Annotated in this window: 11 protein-coding genes and 1 pseudogene; 9 read left to right on the top strand and 3 right to left on the bottom strand. The window is 73.2% G+C overall.

Annotated features, from left to right (window positions below; translation table 11 throughout):
* Positions 1 to 155: 155 nt before the first annotated feature.
* From ACZ6WH_RS29925 to ACZ6WH_RS29885, 9 genes and pseudogenes are all read left to right on the top strand, one after another.
* Entirely contained in the window at positions 156 to 1,202 is a 1,047-nt protein-coding gene (locus ACZ6WH_RS29925; RefSeq protein WP_469732137.1) for an acyltransferase domain-containing protein, read from the top strand.
* A complete protein-coding gene (locus ACZ6WH_RS29920) occupies positions 1,199 to 3,088 on the top strand; it encodes an acyl-CoA dehydrogenase family protein (protein ID WP_469732135.1) in 1,890 nt (629 codons plus the stop codon). The genes ACZ6WH_RS29925 and ACZ6WH_RS29920 overlap by 4 nt, the downstream gene beginning before the upstream one ends.
* Positions 3,085 to 4,179, top strand: coding sequence for a 3-oxoacyl-ACP synthase III family protein (locus tag ACZ6WH_RS29915; protein ID WP_469732133.1), 1,095 nt, complete (start codon positions 3,085 to 3,087; stop codon positions 4,177 to 4,179). Before ACZ6WH_RS29920 ends, ACZ6WH_RS29915 begins: the two co-directional genes overlap by 4 nt.
* Positions 4,176 to 5,015, top strand: coding sequence for an SDR family NAD(P)-dependent oxidoreductase (locus ACZ6WH_RS29910; protein ID WP_469732131.1), 840 nt, complete (start codon positions 4,176 to 4,178; stop codon positions 5,013 to 5,015). Before ACZ6WH_RS29915 ends, ACZ6WH_RS29910 begins: the two co-directional genes overlap by 4 nt.
* 39 nt (positions 5,016 to 5,054) lie before the next feature.
* The gene (locus ACZ6WH_RS29905) at positions 5,055 to 6,155 is read left to right on the top strand and encodes a beta-ketoacyl-ACP synthase III (RefSeq protein ID WP_469732129.1); all 1,101 of its coding nucleotides are present in this window, start codon (positions 5,055 to 5,057) and stop codon (positions 6,153 to 6,155) included.
* The gene (locus ACZ6WH_RS29900) at positions 6,128 to 6,397 is read left to right on the top strand and encodes an acyl carrier protein (protein WP_469732127.1); all 270 of its coding nucleotides are present in this window, start codon (positions 6,128 to 6,130) and stop codon (positions 6,395 to 6,397) included. Before ACZ6WH_RS29905 ends, ACZ6WH_RS29900 begins: the two co-directional genes overlap by 28 nt.
* Complete coding sequence (locus ACZ6WH_RS29895; protein WP_469732125.1) at positions 6,394 to 7,638, top strand: beta-ketoacyl-[acyl-carrier-protein] synthase family protein; 1,245 nt, start codon at positions 6,394 to 6,396, stop codon at positions 7,636 to 7,638. Before ACZ6WH_RS29900 ends, ACZ6WH_RS29895 begins: the two co-directional genes overlap by 4 nt.
* A 59-nt stretch (positions 7,639 to 7,697) precedes the next feature.
* Positions 7,698 to 9,077, top strand: coding sequence for an NADP-specific glutamate dehydrogenase (gene gdhA, locus ACZ6WH_RS29890; RefSeq protein ID WP_469732123.1), 1,380 nt, complete (start codon positions 7,698 to 7,700; stop codon positions 9,075 to 9,077).
* Positions 9,078 to 9,473: 396 nt separating this feature from the next.
* Positions 9,474 to 10,058: pseudogene (locus tag ACZ6WH_RS29885) on the top strand (lipoate--protein ligase family protein); the annotation flags it as partial.
* A gap of 49 nt (positions 10,059 to 10,107) precedes the next feature.
* Here the strand turns inward: ACZ6WH_RS29885 and ACZ6WH_RS29880 are convergent.
* From ACZ6WH_RS29880 to ACZ6WH_RS29870, 3 genes are all read right to left on the bottom strand, one after another.
* Positions 10,108 to 11,739, bottom strand: coding sequence for an adenosine deaminase family protein (locus ACZ6WH_RS29880; RefSeq protein WP_469732121.1), 1,632 nt, complete (start codon positions 11,737 to 11,739; stop codon positions 10,108 to 10,110).
* 160 nt (positions 11,740 to 11,899) lie between these two features.
* Complete coding sequence (locus tag ACZ6WH_RS29875; protein ID WP_469732119.1) at positions 11,900 to 12,301, bottom strand: hypothetical protein; 402 nt, start codon at positions 12,299 to 12,301, stop codon at positions 11,900 to 11,902.
* A gap of 83 nt (positions 12,302 to 12,384) precedes the next feature.
* Positions 12,385 to 13,914 (bottom strand): NCS1 family nucleobase:cation symporter-1, encoded by a 1,530-nt coding sequence (locus tag ACZ6WH_RS29870; RefSeq protein ID WP_469732117.1) that lies wholly within the window; start codon positions 13,912 to 13,914, stop codon positions 12,385 to 12,387.
* Positions 13,915 to 13,919: the final 5 nt, after the last annotated feature.

The following is a 13,919-nucleotide window of genomic DNA, read 5'->3' as shown; positions in this document are numbered from 1 at the left end:
CTGTTCAATCGTTTACGCGGAACACCACCGACGCCATCGGCCGGTATTCGACACCACCACCGAGCCGGGACGGAAAGCGTCCTGGTGCCACGGCACGAACGGCCGCGTCCCACGGACCGAATCAGGTATCGCACCGGAGAGAAGGAGCAGTTGTGATGAGCAGCCCTCCCCCTGCCGCGCGGAATGAGCGGTATTCCCAGACGTACGACGTCATTCATCTCTTCCCTGGGCAGGGCGACTTCGCACTCGGCCCGCTCGTCCAGGCCGTGCGCACCCACGCCCCGGTGCGCAAGGCCGTCGCGGACACGTTCGGCGAAGCCGCCCACGCAGGGGCGGAGTTCGGCATTCCGCCGCTGGCCGATGCGCTCCTCGGCGATTCGCCGCCCAGCGGCAGGGACCTCGCGGCGGCCCCGGTCGGGACGCCGCAACTGGCCCTGTTCTGTTCCTCGGTCGCCGTGCACCGCGCGCTGTGTGCGATCGGTCTGCCGCCCCGGAGGGTGGTGGGGGTGAGTTTCGGTGAGATCGCCGCGCTCACGGCGGCCGGGGTGTTCTCCGTGCCTGACGGGGCGCGCATCGCCTGTCTGCTGGCCCGCCGACTCGCCGAGTGCCCGGGCGGCATGACGCTGTTCAACATCGGGGAGAGCCGCGCCGTCGCCCTCCTGGCCGGTGCCCCGGACGTAGCTGTGGCCTGCGTCAACGACCCCGAGGAGACGGTCGTCAGCGGCCCCGTCCCGGCCCTGCGCGCCGTGGAGGAGATCGCCGAGGGGCAAGGGGTGTCCGTCGTACGCCTGCGGCTGCCGTTCCCGTCCCACCACCCGTCCCTGCGCGACGCGGCCGACGCGTTCCTGGCCTCCATCCGCTCCCTCCCCGCGCGCCCGGCCCGCGTACCCGTGTACTCCGCGGTGCGCGGCGGCGCCTACCGGCCCGGCGACGACGTCCACCGCGGGCTCGCCGACTGCCTGGTGCGTCCGGCGCGCCTGCCCGGGCTGCTGCACGAACTGGACCGATCCACACGCGCGTTGTTCTTCGAAGCCGGTACGGGCCGGGCACTGACCCGCAGCGCACGGCGCGTACTGCCGGACACCGGCGACAGGACGTACGCCACCCTGTGGGAGCCCGACGTCCCGTGGCCGGCACCCGGCACGGCGGACCCACTCGCTCCAGCCGACGCGTCCACCCGTCCTACGGGGGTCGCCCGATGACCTCGGACCCGCACCTCGACGCACTGTCCCGGATCGCCGGCGGCGCCTGCCGGGACGCCGGGCTGCACGACCGTCTGGTGACCGCGCTGGCGCCGGACGGCGACGCCGCGGCCTCCGGCGAAAGCGGGGAAGCCACGGCCTCCGACGGGAAGTGCGGCCGGTCCGTCCACCGGAGGCTGCGCCGCCTCGCCGGCGAGCTGCCACCGGCCAGGGAGCTGCTCGGCGACCCGGACCGGCTCGCCCTCCTCAGCGAGTGTGTCGCGGTCGCCGATCCGCCCCTCTACATGGCCGTCCTCTCCCACTACGCGCTGTGCCTGAGCTCCCTCGTCTCCCTCCTGGCGGACCCGGCCGAGCTGGGAGAACGGTGGCGGGCGCTGGAGACGGCGCGGACGAAGGGAGTCTTCCTGGTCACGGAGATCGGGGACGGCAGCAGCCATCTGGGCATCCGGACGACCGCTGAATACATGCCCGGGACCGGGGAGTTCGTGCTCACCACCCCGGACGCGGGGGCGGCGAAGTTCTCGGGGGTCGGTTCGCCTTCGCTGCCGCAGAGCGCGGTGGTGTGCGCCCGGCTGCTCGTCGGGGGCGTCGACCGTGGGGTGTTCTCCTTCCTCGTGGACCTCAGCGACGAGCGCGGGCCGCTGCCGGGCGTGGAGATCTCCCGCAGCGTCGGACTTCCCTCGCTGCCACTGGATTACGCGCTGGTGCGGTTCCGCGGCGTCCGTCTCGACCACGGGCAGTGGCTGCGCGACAGCGCGTCCATCGACGAGCGGGGAGTGTTCCGCGATCCGCTGGGCGGCCCGGACGCCCGGCTGCGGCGCACCCTGTGCGTGGGACAGGCCCTCTGGGCGACGCTGCCCTCGGCGATGGCCGCCATGGCGCGCCGGTGTGCGGTCCAGGCGCTGCGCCACTCCGCACGCCGCCGCGCCCACGGCCGGCTCGCCCCCGGCGAACCGGTACTGGCCTACCGGCCTCAACAGCTCGCGCTGCTCGGCTGTCTGGCGGAGTCCTTCGCCCTGACCTGCGCCGGCAGTACAGCGCGGCGCCTGTGGGGGGATGCCCTCGCCGAGGCCGACGGGCACGGGCCCACGACGGACCGCGATGACGGGATGACCTTCGCCCCGTGGACGGCCGTCGACCGCCCGCTCGCGGTACTCAAGGCGCTGTCGGTGCGCGGTGCCGCGCGGGTGGCCGCGGAGTGCCAGCACCGTTGCGGGTTGCCCGGTTTCCTGACGGCCAATCAGTTGCAGGCTTACCACGGCTTCGCCCACGCCTTCGACAGTGCCGGCGGTGACAGCCACCTGATCCTGCTGGACGCGGGGCGGGCCCTGGCCACGGAGGACCACGACGCTCCCGATACGGCGCCCGAGCCGTCCGGCCTGCCGGTGGCGGACCCCGCATGGTGGCCCGCTGTGGCGCGGAGACAGGAGCAGCGGCTTGCGGGGGAACTGCGACGCGCCGTACGGGAGGGCACCGAGGCCGGACGGGACGGCCTGGAACTTTGGAACCCCCTGCTGGACCCGGCGCGCGAGCTGGGCGAGGCGTACGCCGACCGTCTGGCCGCCGAGAGCGTGGCGGGCACCCTGGCCACGGTCCGCACTCCCGCGCTCCGCGCCGTTCTGGAGCCGCTGGCCGCGTTGTACGGGGCGACGCAGGCGCGTCGCCTCACCGGACGTCTGCTGACCTCCGGGGTGCTCAGCGTGTCGCAGGCGCGTGCCCTGCCCGGCGTGATGGACGGCCTGTGCGACCGGCTGCTGCCCCACCTGCCGCTGCTGACCGAGGCGATGAGCACGCCGCGGGCCGTCCCGCCCGCTCCGCTCGGCGCGCGCGACTACGCCGCGGCACTGACCGACCACCTGAACCGGCCACCGGAAGGGCCGTCATGATCCGTTCGTCCACGACCGCTCCCCGCATCGGGGTCCTGGGGATGGGTACCTACCTGCCACGGACCCGGCGGACCAACCACGACGTCGCCGGCCCCGTCGGCGTCACCCCCGACTGGATCACCGACCGCACGGGAGTGCGCGCCCGGCACGTCGCGGGCCAGGACGAGGCAGCCTCCGAGCTGGCCGCGGCGGCCGTGCGGGCCGCCGTCGCCGCGGCGGGCATCGACATCGACCAGCTGGACGTCCTGGTGGCCGCCACCTCGACGCCCGACGAGCTGGGCCCCTCCACGGCCTGCCGCATCCAGGCCCTGACCGGTGCCCGCAACGCGGTGGCCCTGGACGTCAGCGCGGCCTGCTCCGGCTGGCTCTTCGCCACCCGGGTCGCGCACGGCTGGCTGCGCGAGGACTCCTGTACGCGCTACGCGGCGGTCGTCGGCGTCGAGGCGTACTCCAAGTTCGTCGATCCCACGGACCGCGGCACAGCGGTGCTCTTCGCCGACGGGGCGGCCGCCGCGGTGCTAGGGCCCGTACAGGACGGCGGGTTCACCGACTTCCGGCTCGGATCGGACGGGACCGGGGCCCACCACGTCCTCATTCCGGCCGGCGGCAGCCGCGCGCCCGCCAGCGCGGCCACGCTCGACGGCGGCCGGCACCACATCCACATGGACGGCCGCGCGGTACGCGACTTCATCACCGAGATCTTCCCGCGCCTCGTCGACGAGAGCCTGGCCCGCAACCGGCTGCGCCTGGAGGACATAGACGCGTTCATCACCCACCAGCCCAACCCCGTCCTGTTGCGGAGCCTCGGCGACCGCATCGGCATCCCGTCCGAGCGCCTGGTCATCGTGGGCGACGAGGTGGGCAACATCGGTGCCGCCAGCGCCCCGTACGCCCTGGCCGGCGCCGCCGCCCGCGGACTGCTGCCACACGGCGGCCGGGTACTGATCGCCGCCTTCGGCGCCGGCCTGACCTGGGGCAGCGCACTGCTGACCTGGACCGGCGCGCCGTCCATCCGCCTCGCGCCCCGCCTGTGCGCACCCCCTCCCCCGCACCACGCAGACGCCCCCGCCGTTCAAAGGAGTCCGTCATGAAAGCACTCGAATCCTTCCGGCTCGACGGCGCCCGCGCCCTCGTGACCGGGGCCTCCCGCGGCATCGGGCGGGCCGTGGCGCTTGCCCTCGCGCAGGCCGGCGCCGACCTTGCCCTGTCCGCCCGGAGCGCCCCGGCCCTGGAGGAGACCGCCGCGCTGGTACGGGACGAAGGACGCACCGCGGTCCTGGTGCCGGGCGACTTCGCGCGGAGCCGGGCGGCGGAGGCGGTGGTGGACGACGCGGCGGCCGGGCTCGGCGGCCTGGACATCGTGGTCCACAACGCCGGTCTCCTCCCCTCCCTGCCCGACGGCAGCCCGGTCATGGTTCCCCTGCAGGACTCCGCGCAGGAGGACTGGGACCAGGTGCTGTCGGTCAACCTCAACGCCACGGCCGCGCTGTGCCGGCGCGCGCACCCCCACCTCGCCGCCTCCTCCCGGCCCAGCGTGGTGCTGATGTCTTCCCTCGCCGGCGTGACGGGCACGCCCCGGATGGAGGCGTACGCCGCGTCCAAGGCGGCCCAGATCTCCCTCGCCCGCAGTCTCGCGTCAGGCTGGGCCCGCGCGGGCATCCGCGTCAACGCGCTGTGCCCGGGGTGGACCCGTACGGACATGACCGCCTTCGCCTACTCCACGGGGCCGCTGTCGGACTGGCTGATGGCGCACGTGCCGATGGGCCGGTGGGCGGAGCCGGAGGAAGTCGCGTACGCCACGCTCTTCCTCGCCTCACCCGCCGCTTCCTTCCTCACCGGGCAGGCCCTGCTGCTCGACGGCGGCGCGTCCGTGCCCGACGGCGGACTCGCCGGCATCCCGAAACCGGCCTCGCCCTTCGCGGCCTGACCGGTACTCAGAGAGCTCCGAGAGTGAGGACTGCAGACCATGGCACAGCAGAGTCCCACGGCCGTCGTCCACGGCATCGGCGCCTGCCTGCCGCCACGCGTCGTGTCGAACGACGAGGTGACGCGCCGCGGGGTGCTGGAGACCACCGACCAGTGGATCCGCTCCCGCACCGGCATCGCCTGCCGGCGGCAGGCGGACGAAGGCGTCAGTACCGGGGATCTGGCGGTGGCTGCCGGCCGGGCCGCCGAGGCGTCCGCGCGCTGCCGCGCCGACCTGGTCCTGGTGGCGACCACGACGCCGGACCGCCGCTGCCCGGCGACCGCCCCCGACGTCGCACACCGTCTCGGTCTGGGGACGGTGCCGGCCTTCGACCTGGCCGCGGTGTGCTCGGGCTTCGTCTACGGCGTCGCCGTCGCCACCGCGCTCGTCAGGAGCGGCGTCTGCGACCGGCCGCTGGTGATCGGCGCCGAGACGTACTCGACCATCGTCGACCCGCTGGACCGGGACACCGCCGTGATCTTCGGTGACGGGGCGGGGGCCGTGCTGCTCCGTGCGGGGCACACTGGCGAGGCCGGTGCCGTCATCGCCGTCGATCTGGGGTCCGACGGCGCCGGCAGCGATCTGATCGCCATCGCGGCGGGCGGCTCCCGCCGGCCCGACACCTCGGCGCGGCTCGACCGCGGAACACGCTACTTCCGAATGCAGGGCCGCGAGGTGTACGGACAGGCGGTGCGCCGGATGGCCGAATCGTCGCAGACCGTGCTCGACCGGGCGGGATGGCAGCCGGAAAGCATCGGAGCGTTCATCGGCCACCAGGCCAACCAGCGCATCCTCGACTCCGTCGCCGACCGCATCGGCATCCCCGCCGCCTACCGCCACGGCAACATCCGCGAAGTCGGCAACACCGCCGCCGCGTCCATCCCGCTCGCCTTGGCCGACACCGCGAGGCACACGGCCGTCCGCCCCGGCGCCCGCAGTCTGCTGACGGCCTTCGGCGGCGGACTGACCTGGGGCTCGATCGCCCTGAGGTGGCCCGCGGCCCGCCCGCTGACCCGCGAACCCGAGACCCGCACCACCGAACCCACCCCCCGATCCGCAAGGAGGAAGCAGCCGTGGAAGCTGTCTACGACCACCTCGTGACCGTACTGACCGACAAGTTCGAGGTCGACGCCGAGCAGGTCGCCCCCGACGTCACGCTCGCCGACCTGGAACTCGATTCACTGGCCCTCGTCGAGCTCTACGTCACCCTCCAGGAGCACTGGGGCACGGAACTGGAGGAGGACGAGGCCGCCGCCGACCTGACGCTGGAGCAGTTCGCCCGCGTCGTGCAGGAGCAGGTGTCCGGCGGACCGGCACCGACGGCCCCGGGGGCCCCGCAGTGACCGGAAGCGGGCAGGCCGGGGCCGTCGCCGTCACCGGCATCGGCCTCGTAACCCCCGCGGGCATCGGCACGAAGGCGACCTGGGCGGGGGTCTGCTCGGGGCGGTCGGCAGCGGCGGCCGACCCCGCGCTGGCAGGACTGCCGGTCGCGTTCTCGTGCCGGGTGCCGGGCTTCGACCCGCGGGAGCACGTGCCGGGGCCCCGGCCGTCCCGGCACGACAGGTTCACCCAGTTCGCGCTGGCCGCCGCCCACGAGGCCGTCGCCGACGCCCGCCTCGCGCCCGCCGAGTGGGGCGGCACCCGGGTGGCGGTGGTCCTCGGCTCGGCAGCCGGCGGCGTGGGGACGTACGAGGAGCAGTTCCGGCGGTTCCTCGACACCGGCGACAGGGCGGTGTCGCCGCTCACCCTGCCCGCCTTCCTGCCCAATATGGCGGCCGGACACGTGGCCATCGGCCTGCGGGCCACGGGGCCCGTGCTGCACACCGCCACCGCGTGCGCCTCGGGCGCGAGCGCCGTCGCCACCGCGGCCATGCTCCTGCGGAACGACGCCTGCGACATCGCCGTCGCGGGCGGCGCCGACGCCATGGTCACACCGCTGTGCACCACGGCCTTCGCGCGGATGGGGGCGCTCTCCCGCCGTCACGACGATCCCGCTGCCGCCTCGCGGCCCTTCGACCGCGACCGGGACGGCTTCGTCATCGGTGAGGGAGCCGGCGTGCTGGTGCTCGAACGGGCCGACGACGCCAGGGCCCGCGGGGCCCCCGTCCACGCGCAGCTCGCCGGCTACGCGACCTCCGCCGACGCCCACCACCCGGTGGCACCGGACCCCGAGGGGCGCGGCCTCGGCCGGGCCGTCCGGGAGGCACTGCGCACGGCCGGGGCCACGCCGGACGAGGTCGACCACATCAACGCGCACGGCACCAGCACCCCACTCAACGACCGCGTCGAAGCCGCGGCGCTGCACGAGCACTTCACCGGCGATCCCCCCTCGGTGACCGCCCCCAAGGGCGTCATGGGGCACACCATGGGGGCGGCCGGAGCCGTCGAAGCCGCACTCACCGCACTGACGGTCGAGCACCGCCTTGTACCGCCCACCGCCAACTTCCTGCGCGCCGGGCCGGGCACCGACACCGTGGACGTGGTGTCCGGCGCTCCCCGGCCGCAGCGGACCCGTCTGGCACTGAGCAACTCACTGGGGTTCGGCGGGCACAACACCGTGCTCGCCTTCCGCCCGGCGGCATAGCCCCGTACGGCCACACCTCAGCGCGATCACGTACAGCAGCACATCGAAAGGAGGACCCCATGCCGACCACTACAGCCGGAGGACGCGTCCTGACCCCCGAACTGCTGGTGCTCGAACAACTCCATGCCGACCTCCTGCGCCGCAACCCCGGCGAGCCGGAATTCCATCAAGCGGTGCTGGAAGTCCTGCAGCACATCGCACCGGCGCTCACCGCGCACCCGGAGTTCAACAAGCCGGGGCTCGTCGAACGGATCGTGGAGCCCGAGCGGCAGATCCTCTTCCGGGTCCCCTGGACGGACGACGCCGGGAGGACCCGGGTCAACCGTGGGTTCCGCGTGGAGTTCAACAGCAGCCTGGGGCCGTACAAGGGTGGTCTGCGGTTCCACCCGTCGGTGAACCTCGGCATCGTGAAGTTCCTGGGTTTCGAGCAAGTCTTCAAGAACGCGCTCACCGGCCTGCCTCTCGGAGGCGGGAAGGGCGGCAGCGACTTCGACCCGCGCGGCCGCTCCGACGGCGAGGTCATGCGCTTCTGCCAGTCCTTCATGACCGAACTCCACCGGCACCTCGGCGAGCACACCGACGTGCCGGCCGGCGACATCGGTGTCGGAGAGCGCGAGATCGGTTACCTCTTCGGCCAGTACCGGCGCATCACCAACCGCTGGGAGGCGGGGGCTGTCACCGGAAAGGACCCCGCCTGGGGCGGCTCGGCGGTACGGAAGCAGGCCACCGGGTACGGCAACGTGCTCTTCGCCTCCCTGATGCTGCGGGCCCGCGGTGAAGACCTGGACGGGCAGCGCGTCACGGTGTCCGGCTCGGGCAATGTCGCGCTCCACACCATCGAAAAGGCGCAGTCCATGGGCGCCCACGTCGTCACCGCTTCCGACTCCGGGGGCTGCGTGGTCGACGCCAAGGGGATCGACGTGGCCCTGTTGCGGCAGGTCAAGGAGGTGGAGCGGGGCCGGGTCAGCCAGTACGCGGCGCGTCGCGGCGCGTCCGCCGACTACGTGGCCGGCGGCAGTGTGTGGGATGTCCCCACCGACGTCGCACTGCCCTCGGCCACGCAGAACGAGTTGGACTCCGCGGCCGCGTCGGCCTTGGTGAACAACGGGGTGAAGGCGGTGTCCGAGGGCGCGAACATGCCCACCACACCGGACGCCGTGCGCCTCTTGCAGGAGGCCGGTGTGGCGTTCGGCCCGGGCAAGGCGGCCAACGCCGGCGGCGTCGCCGTCAGCGCGTTCGAGATGCAGCAGAACGCCCGGCGCGACGTCTGGCCGGCCCGACTCGTCGAGACGCGGCTTTCGGCCGTCATGCGCACGATCCACGACACCTGCCGCGCGACCGCCGACCGGTACGGCGCGCCCGGCAACTACGTCTTGGGCGCCGACATCGCGGGCTTCGAACGGGTGGCCGTCGCCATGCTCGCCCAAGGGACGGTCTGACTGATTCCTCATGCCGTCCGACAAGCCGCGAGGGGCGACGGGCGGCGTGGTTTCGTAGCACCGTCCGTCGCACAGGAGGACCCAGAGGACAGTGACGCGGCGACGGGCGAGAGCGCGCACGGCTTGAATGTGTCCCTCGCCCTCGACGCGTTCGCGTGCGTAGGACCGACAGGAGGGCGGTGCCGCGAAGCCGGTCATGCCGTCGCGGGCGCCGCGCCAGTGGTGCATGGCCTTGACGGAGTCGCCGACCACGGCCGGCTGGGACCGGTCGCGCTGGGCGGTGAAGATCTGCTCGACTTCCGACGCGGAGCCCGGCCGAGTGCCCTTGTGGTGATGTCGTCGGAGTGCGCCCGATGGCGGCGGGACGTCCGTCGACGAGGTCGAGCCATGGGCCATAACGCTCCGCACGACCGCCTTGCCTCCAGGGAAGGAAGGTTCGTAGTGTCCCCCGGACCGGCCTTCGTCGAGCCGGGCCACGCCATCGCTTACTCGCTCCCCGTCCCCGAGTCCCTCGTGCACGGCCTCACCTTCGCCGAGAGCTACGCCTACCTCGACGACTGGGTGCTCGCGGCCCTCGGTGACATGGGCATCAACGCCTGGTACAAGCCGCTCAACGACATCGCGACGGACGCCGGGAAGATCGCCGGCGCGGCCCAGAAGCGGATGGTCACCGGCTCCGGGGCCGTGCTCCACCACGTGACGATGTCCTACGACATCGACGCGGACAAGATGGTCGAGGTGCTCCGCATCGGCAAGGAGAAGCTCTCCGACAAGGGCACCACCAGCGCCAAGAAGCGCGTCGACCCGCTCCGCCGGCAGACCGGCCTGCCCCGCGCCGAGGTCATCGCCCGCATGATCGCCTCCTTCCGGACCCGCTACGGCGGCACGGACGGCACGGTCACCGACGAGGAGTTCACCCGGGCACGCGAACTGGCGACGGACAAGTTCAGCGACCCGGAGTGGACGGCCCGGGTGCCGTAGCCACCGGGCCCGGCGCCCGACACCGGGCGCCGGGAAAGCGGGGCTTCGGTCAAGGCCGTCGGCCGGCGCGCTGTTCGAAGGAGGCGAAGGCGGCCTCCTGCCGCCACTGCACGGCCGCCTTGGGGCTGTCGGCCAGCAGGCGCCGGCAGCGCTCGCCGGGGCGGTCGCTGCCGGGGCGGTCGCCACTGCAGGCGTCGGCGGGGCGGTAGCCACCGCGCGTGGGGTTGCCGCGCCAGAGGCTGCGGCCGGGCAGGAAGGCGTACTCCAGCGAGGCCCGCGCCAGGTCCTTCAGCTCCGGGTAGCGCAGGTGGTAGGTGGTGGACGCGTACTCGTACTCGCGGCTGATGTCGGTGCGGGAGATGCCGGGGTCGTCGGTGGCCAGGACCACCGGGACGCCGTAGGCACGGTAGGTGTTGAAGGGGTGATCGGCGCCCTTGACGCCGAGGATCTGCGCGTTGCTGGTGAGGGGCACCTCGACGGCGGTCTCCCGGCGGGCCATCGTGCGGGCCAGGCGCTGCCAGCCGTCCTCGTGGACCAGGTCGACGCCGTGGCCGATGCGCTCGGCGTGGCCGGTGTGCACCGCCTCGCCGATGTGGAAGGTCAGGTCCTCCGGCTTGACCAGGCCCGGCCACAGCTCACCCGCGTGCAGGGTGATGTGGGCCTTCGGGTACTGGCGGTGCAGATGGTCCAGCATGCGCATCTGCAGGCGGTAGTGGCGCAGTGCGTTGGCCTCGTCCTCGGGCTGGACCAGGTTCACCGCGGCGAATCGCCGGTCGCGCTCGGCCAGCCGCAGTCCGAGTGCCATCTGCGTGAAGACGCGCTCCGGTGAACCGCCCCGGGAGACCTGGGAGATCCAGCGCATCGGCAGTCGGCAGGCGCGGGTGGGGTGGTCGGTGCCGCAGCGCGCCGCGGCACGGAACTCCGCTTCGGTCGCGTCGGCCTCCGCGCGGGCCTGGGCCACGAGCCGGTCCAGCTTGCCGCCGGCGAGCAGCTTCTTGTGCAGCGCGTCGAGGTCGTCGTCCCACCCGACCTCCTCCGCGAGCTGCTTGCCGGCCTTCGAGGCGGGGGTGGCCATAGTCTCCAGGTAGAACTGGTTCTGCGCGGCCGCGGAGTTGGCCACCTCGGACAGGAGCTTGCCGGGGTGGCGCCCGCTCACCGCGCCGAACTTCCCGAAGGCGGCGAAGAAGTGGTCGTGCCCCGACTGGTCCGGGGGGAATCCCTCCATGGACCAGGCCCGTACCAGTGCGTCGCGGAAGGATGCGTCGGTACGGGCGTCGGCGGCGGGCCGGGTGCCCGCTCCGCAGGGCCCCTTGACGGCCGTCATCGTCTGCTCGACGATGCACAGCCCGTCATCCCCGGCGAGCTTGATCAAATACTCGGTCGAGACCGCGCCGGACAGGTGGTTGTGCAGGTCTCCGCCCTTGGGCAGCTGCCGGAAGAATTCCCGCAGCTGTGCCGGGCGGTGCCGGACGGACTCCAGGTGGGCGGCCGTACGCACTTCGGCGGCGCTCGTGGGCAGGCGGCCGGGCGGGCCCGGCTCCGAGGCGGGCTGCCGAGCCTCCGACTGCGCGGTGGCGGGCAGTGCGGACAGCAGGGACAGCGAGCTGAGCGCGGCGGCGCCGACCGGCAGGAGAAGGCGGCGACGCACGCTGCGAGGGTGTCGATTGGTCACCCTGAGCATGATCGCCACTCGGTCGCGGCGGCAACCGCCGTCTTCCCATGTATGGCCGGAAACCACCTGATAGTGCGACAAGGACGCCACCAGGCGCCGGGAAACGGCCGGAGCGGCGCCCGGTGCGGCGGTGCACCGGGCGCCCCCACGACCGCGGTCGCGCCCCGCCTCAGCCGTCCGGCTGGGTCACCGTGAGCGACCAGCGGGTGGTGTCCACAGAGGTGTCGACGCCGACGTACCAACTGCCCCAGAAGCCCGGGACGGAGGCGGAGCCCCGCCCCGGCGCGTCGGCCGGGCAGTCCACCGTGAAGAGGTGGGTGCCCTGCAGCGACACCGCGGCCGTCCCGCCGCCCTGGCAGGCCACCGTCACCGTCATCGGCTGCCGGTCGGTCGCCCCGCCCGACGCCGCGCCGCCGTCACCCGTCCGCTCCGGCACCCAGACCAGGCCGTCCGGTCCCGGGTGCGGGAGCAGCGGCCCGTCCGCCGCCCGCGCCGGCCCCGCTGCCGCCACGGCCGCAGCGGCCAGCACCGCCACTCCCGCGGCCACCCGTCTGCCGCTCACTCGTCTCATGCGTACAGCCCCCTCGTGATGGTCGATGCGGTGACCGGTTCGCTGACCGGCACCGGCAGAAGCATCTCAGGAGGGTCCGACAGTCACGCCTCTCGCGGGCCCGCCTCCCGCCTCACGCGGGCCATCAGCACCGCGTACACGGCCAGCGACGCCGTCAGGCCCACCGCCCAGCCGTAGTCCGCCAGCGGCCGGAGGAAGGGGATCAGCCCGTCCGCGGGGAAGGGGCCCTTCCCCGGCTGCGAGTACGAGCCGCCCACGGCGAGCAGCCCGCCGAGGCCGAACGCCACGAGTGCACGCCAGTTCCAGCCTGCCGTGTACCAGTAGCGGCCGCCCGGCCGGTAGAGGCCGGCGAGGTCCAGGACGGTGCGGCGGATGATCCAGTAGTCGGCGATGAGGATGCCGGCGACGGTGCCGAGGAGCCCGCCGACCACCCCGAGCCAGGTGAAGATGTACAGCTCGGGCGTGGCGGTGAGTTTCCAGGGGAGGACGAGGACGCCGAGCACGCCGGTGATCAGCGCGCCGCTGCGGAAGGTCAGTACGCGCGGGGCGAGGTTGGCCAGGTCGTAGGCCGGGGAGACGACATTGGCCGCGATGTTGACGCTGATCGTCGCGATCAGGACCGTGACCAGCGCGAAGAGCAGCCCGAAGACATTGTCGGCCTTGCCCGCCAGGGCCACCGGGTCCCAGACCGGCACGCCGTACACCGCCTGGGAGCCGGAGGTGACCAGGACGGAGAGGAGCGCGAAGGCCGTCATGGTGGTGGGCAGGCCGAGCGTCTGGCCCCAGACCTGCGCGCGCTGACCGGCGCCGAAGCGGGTGAAGTCGGGGATGTTGAGCGACAGGGTGGCCCAGAAGCCGATCATGCCCATGAGGGACGGGAAGAAGACCGGCCAGAAGTCCGCGCCCCAGCCCAGCCTGCTCGGCTGGTCCAGGAGGGGGCCGAGGCCGCCCGCCTTCGCGGCGATCCAGACCAGCAGGGCGACCGCGCCGACCAGCACGAAGGGCGCCGCCCAGTTCTCGAAGCGGCGCAGGGTCTCCATGCCCCGCGCGATGATGGCCAGTTCGAGGGCCCAGAAGACGACGAAGCAGAGCCAGAGGGTCCAGGGGTATCCGGCGACCGGCGTGGCCTTCTCCCAGCCACCGCCGAAGATCTTGCCGAGCAGGATGTAGATGCCCTGGCCGCCGATCCAGGTCTGGATGCCGAACCAGCAGCAGGCCACGGCGGCCCGCAGCAGCGCCGGGAGGTTGGCCCCGCGCAGCCCGAAGGAGGCGCGGGCCAGGACCGGGAAGGGTATGCCGTACTTGGGTCCGGCATGACCGGTGAGCAGCATCGGGAACAGCACGATGACGTTGGCGAGGGCGATCGTCAGGACCGCCTGCTTCCAGTCCATGCCGAGCGCGACCAGGCCGGAGGCGAGCGTCCAGGACGGGATGTTGTGGGCCATGCCGACCCAGAGGGCGGCGAAGTTGTACGTGGTCCAGTGCCGGTCGGCGGCGGGCACGGGGCGCAGGTCGGCATTGCTGAAGCGGCCGTCGGCGGGTATCTCGTCCGGCGGGAGTTCGATCCTGCCGCCCGTGCCGGGCGGCCCTTCGTCACGGCCGTCCGAGGACACGGCGG

The sequence above is a fragment of the Streptomyces sp. NPDC050806 genome, assembly GCF_055586425.1.
Note: the sequence above shows the minus strand (reverse complement) of the source record. Positions and strands in the feature narration are given on the sequence as shown.

What these genes read in the sequence shown, in the direction of transcription:
- ACZ6WH_RS29910 (WP_469732131.1), top strand. Translation starts at nt 4,176, where the DNA reads ATGAAAGCACTCGAATCCTTCCGGCTCGACGGCGCCCGCGCCCTCGTG.
- ACZ6WH_RS29925 (WP_469732137.1), top strand. Translation starts at nt 156, where the DNA reads ATGAGCAGCCCTCCCCCTGCCGCGCGGAATGAGCGGTATTCCCAGACG.
- ACZ6WH_RS29905 (WP_469732129.1), top strand. Translation starts at nt 5,055, where the DNA reads ATGGCACAGCAGAGTCCCACGGCCGTCGTCCACGGCATCGGCGCCTGC.
- ACZ6WH_RS29875 (WP_469732119.1), bottom strand. Translation starts at nt 12,301, where the DNA reads ATGAGACGAGTGAGCGGCAGACGGGTGGCCGCGGGAGTGGCGGTGCTG.
- ACZ6WH_RS29915 (WP_469732133.1), top strand. Translation starts at nt 3,085, where the DNA reads ATGATCCGTTCGTCCACGACCGCTCCCCGCATCGGGGTCCTGGGGATG.
- ACZ6WH_RS29920 (WP_469732135.1), top strand. Translation starts at nt 1,199, where the DNA reads ATGACCTCGGACCCGCACCTCGACGCACTGTCCCGGATCGCCGGCGGC.
- ACZ6WH_RS29880 (WP_469732121.1), bottom strand. Translation starts at nt 11,739, where the DNA reads ATGCTCAGGGTGACCAATCGACACCCTCGCAGCGTGCGTCGCCGCCTT.
- gdhA (WP_469732123.1), top strand. Translation starts at nt 7,698, where the DNA reads ATGCCGACCACTACAGCCGGAGGACGCGTCCTGACCCCCGAACTGCTG.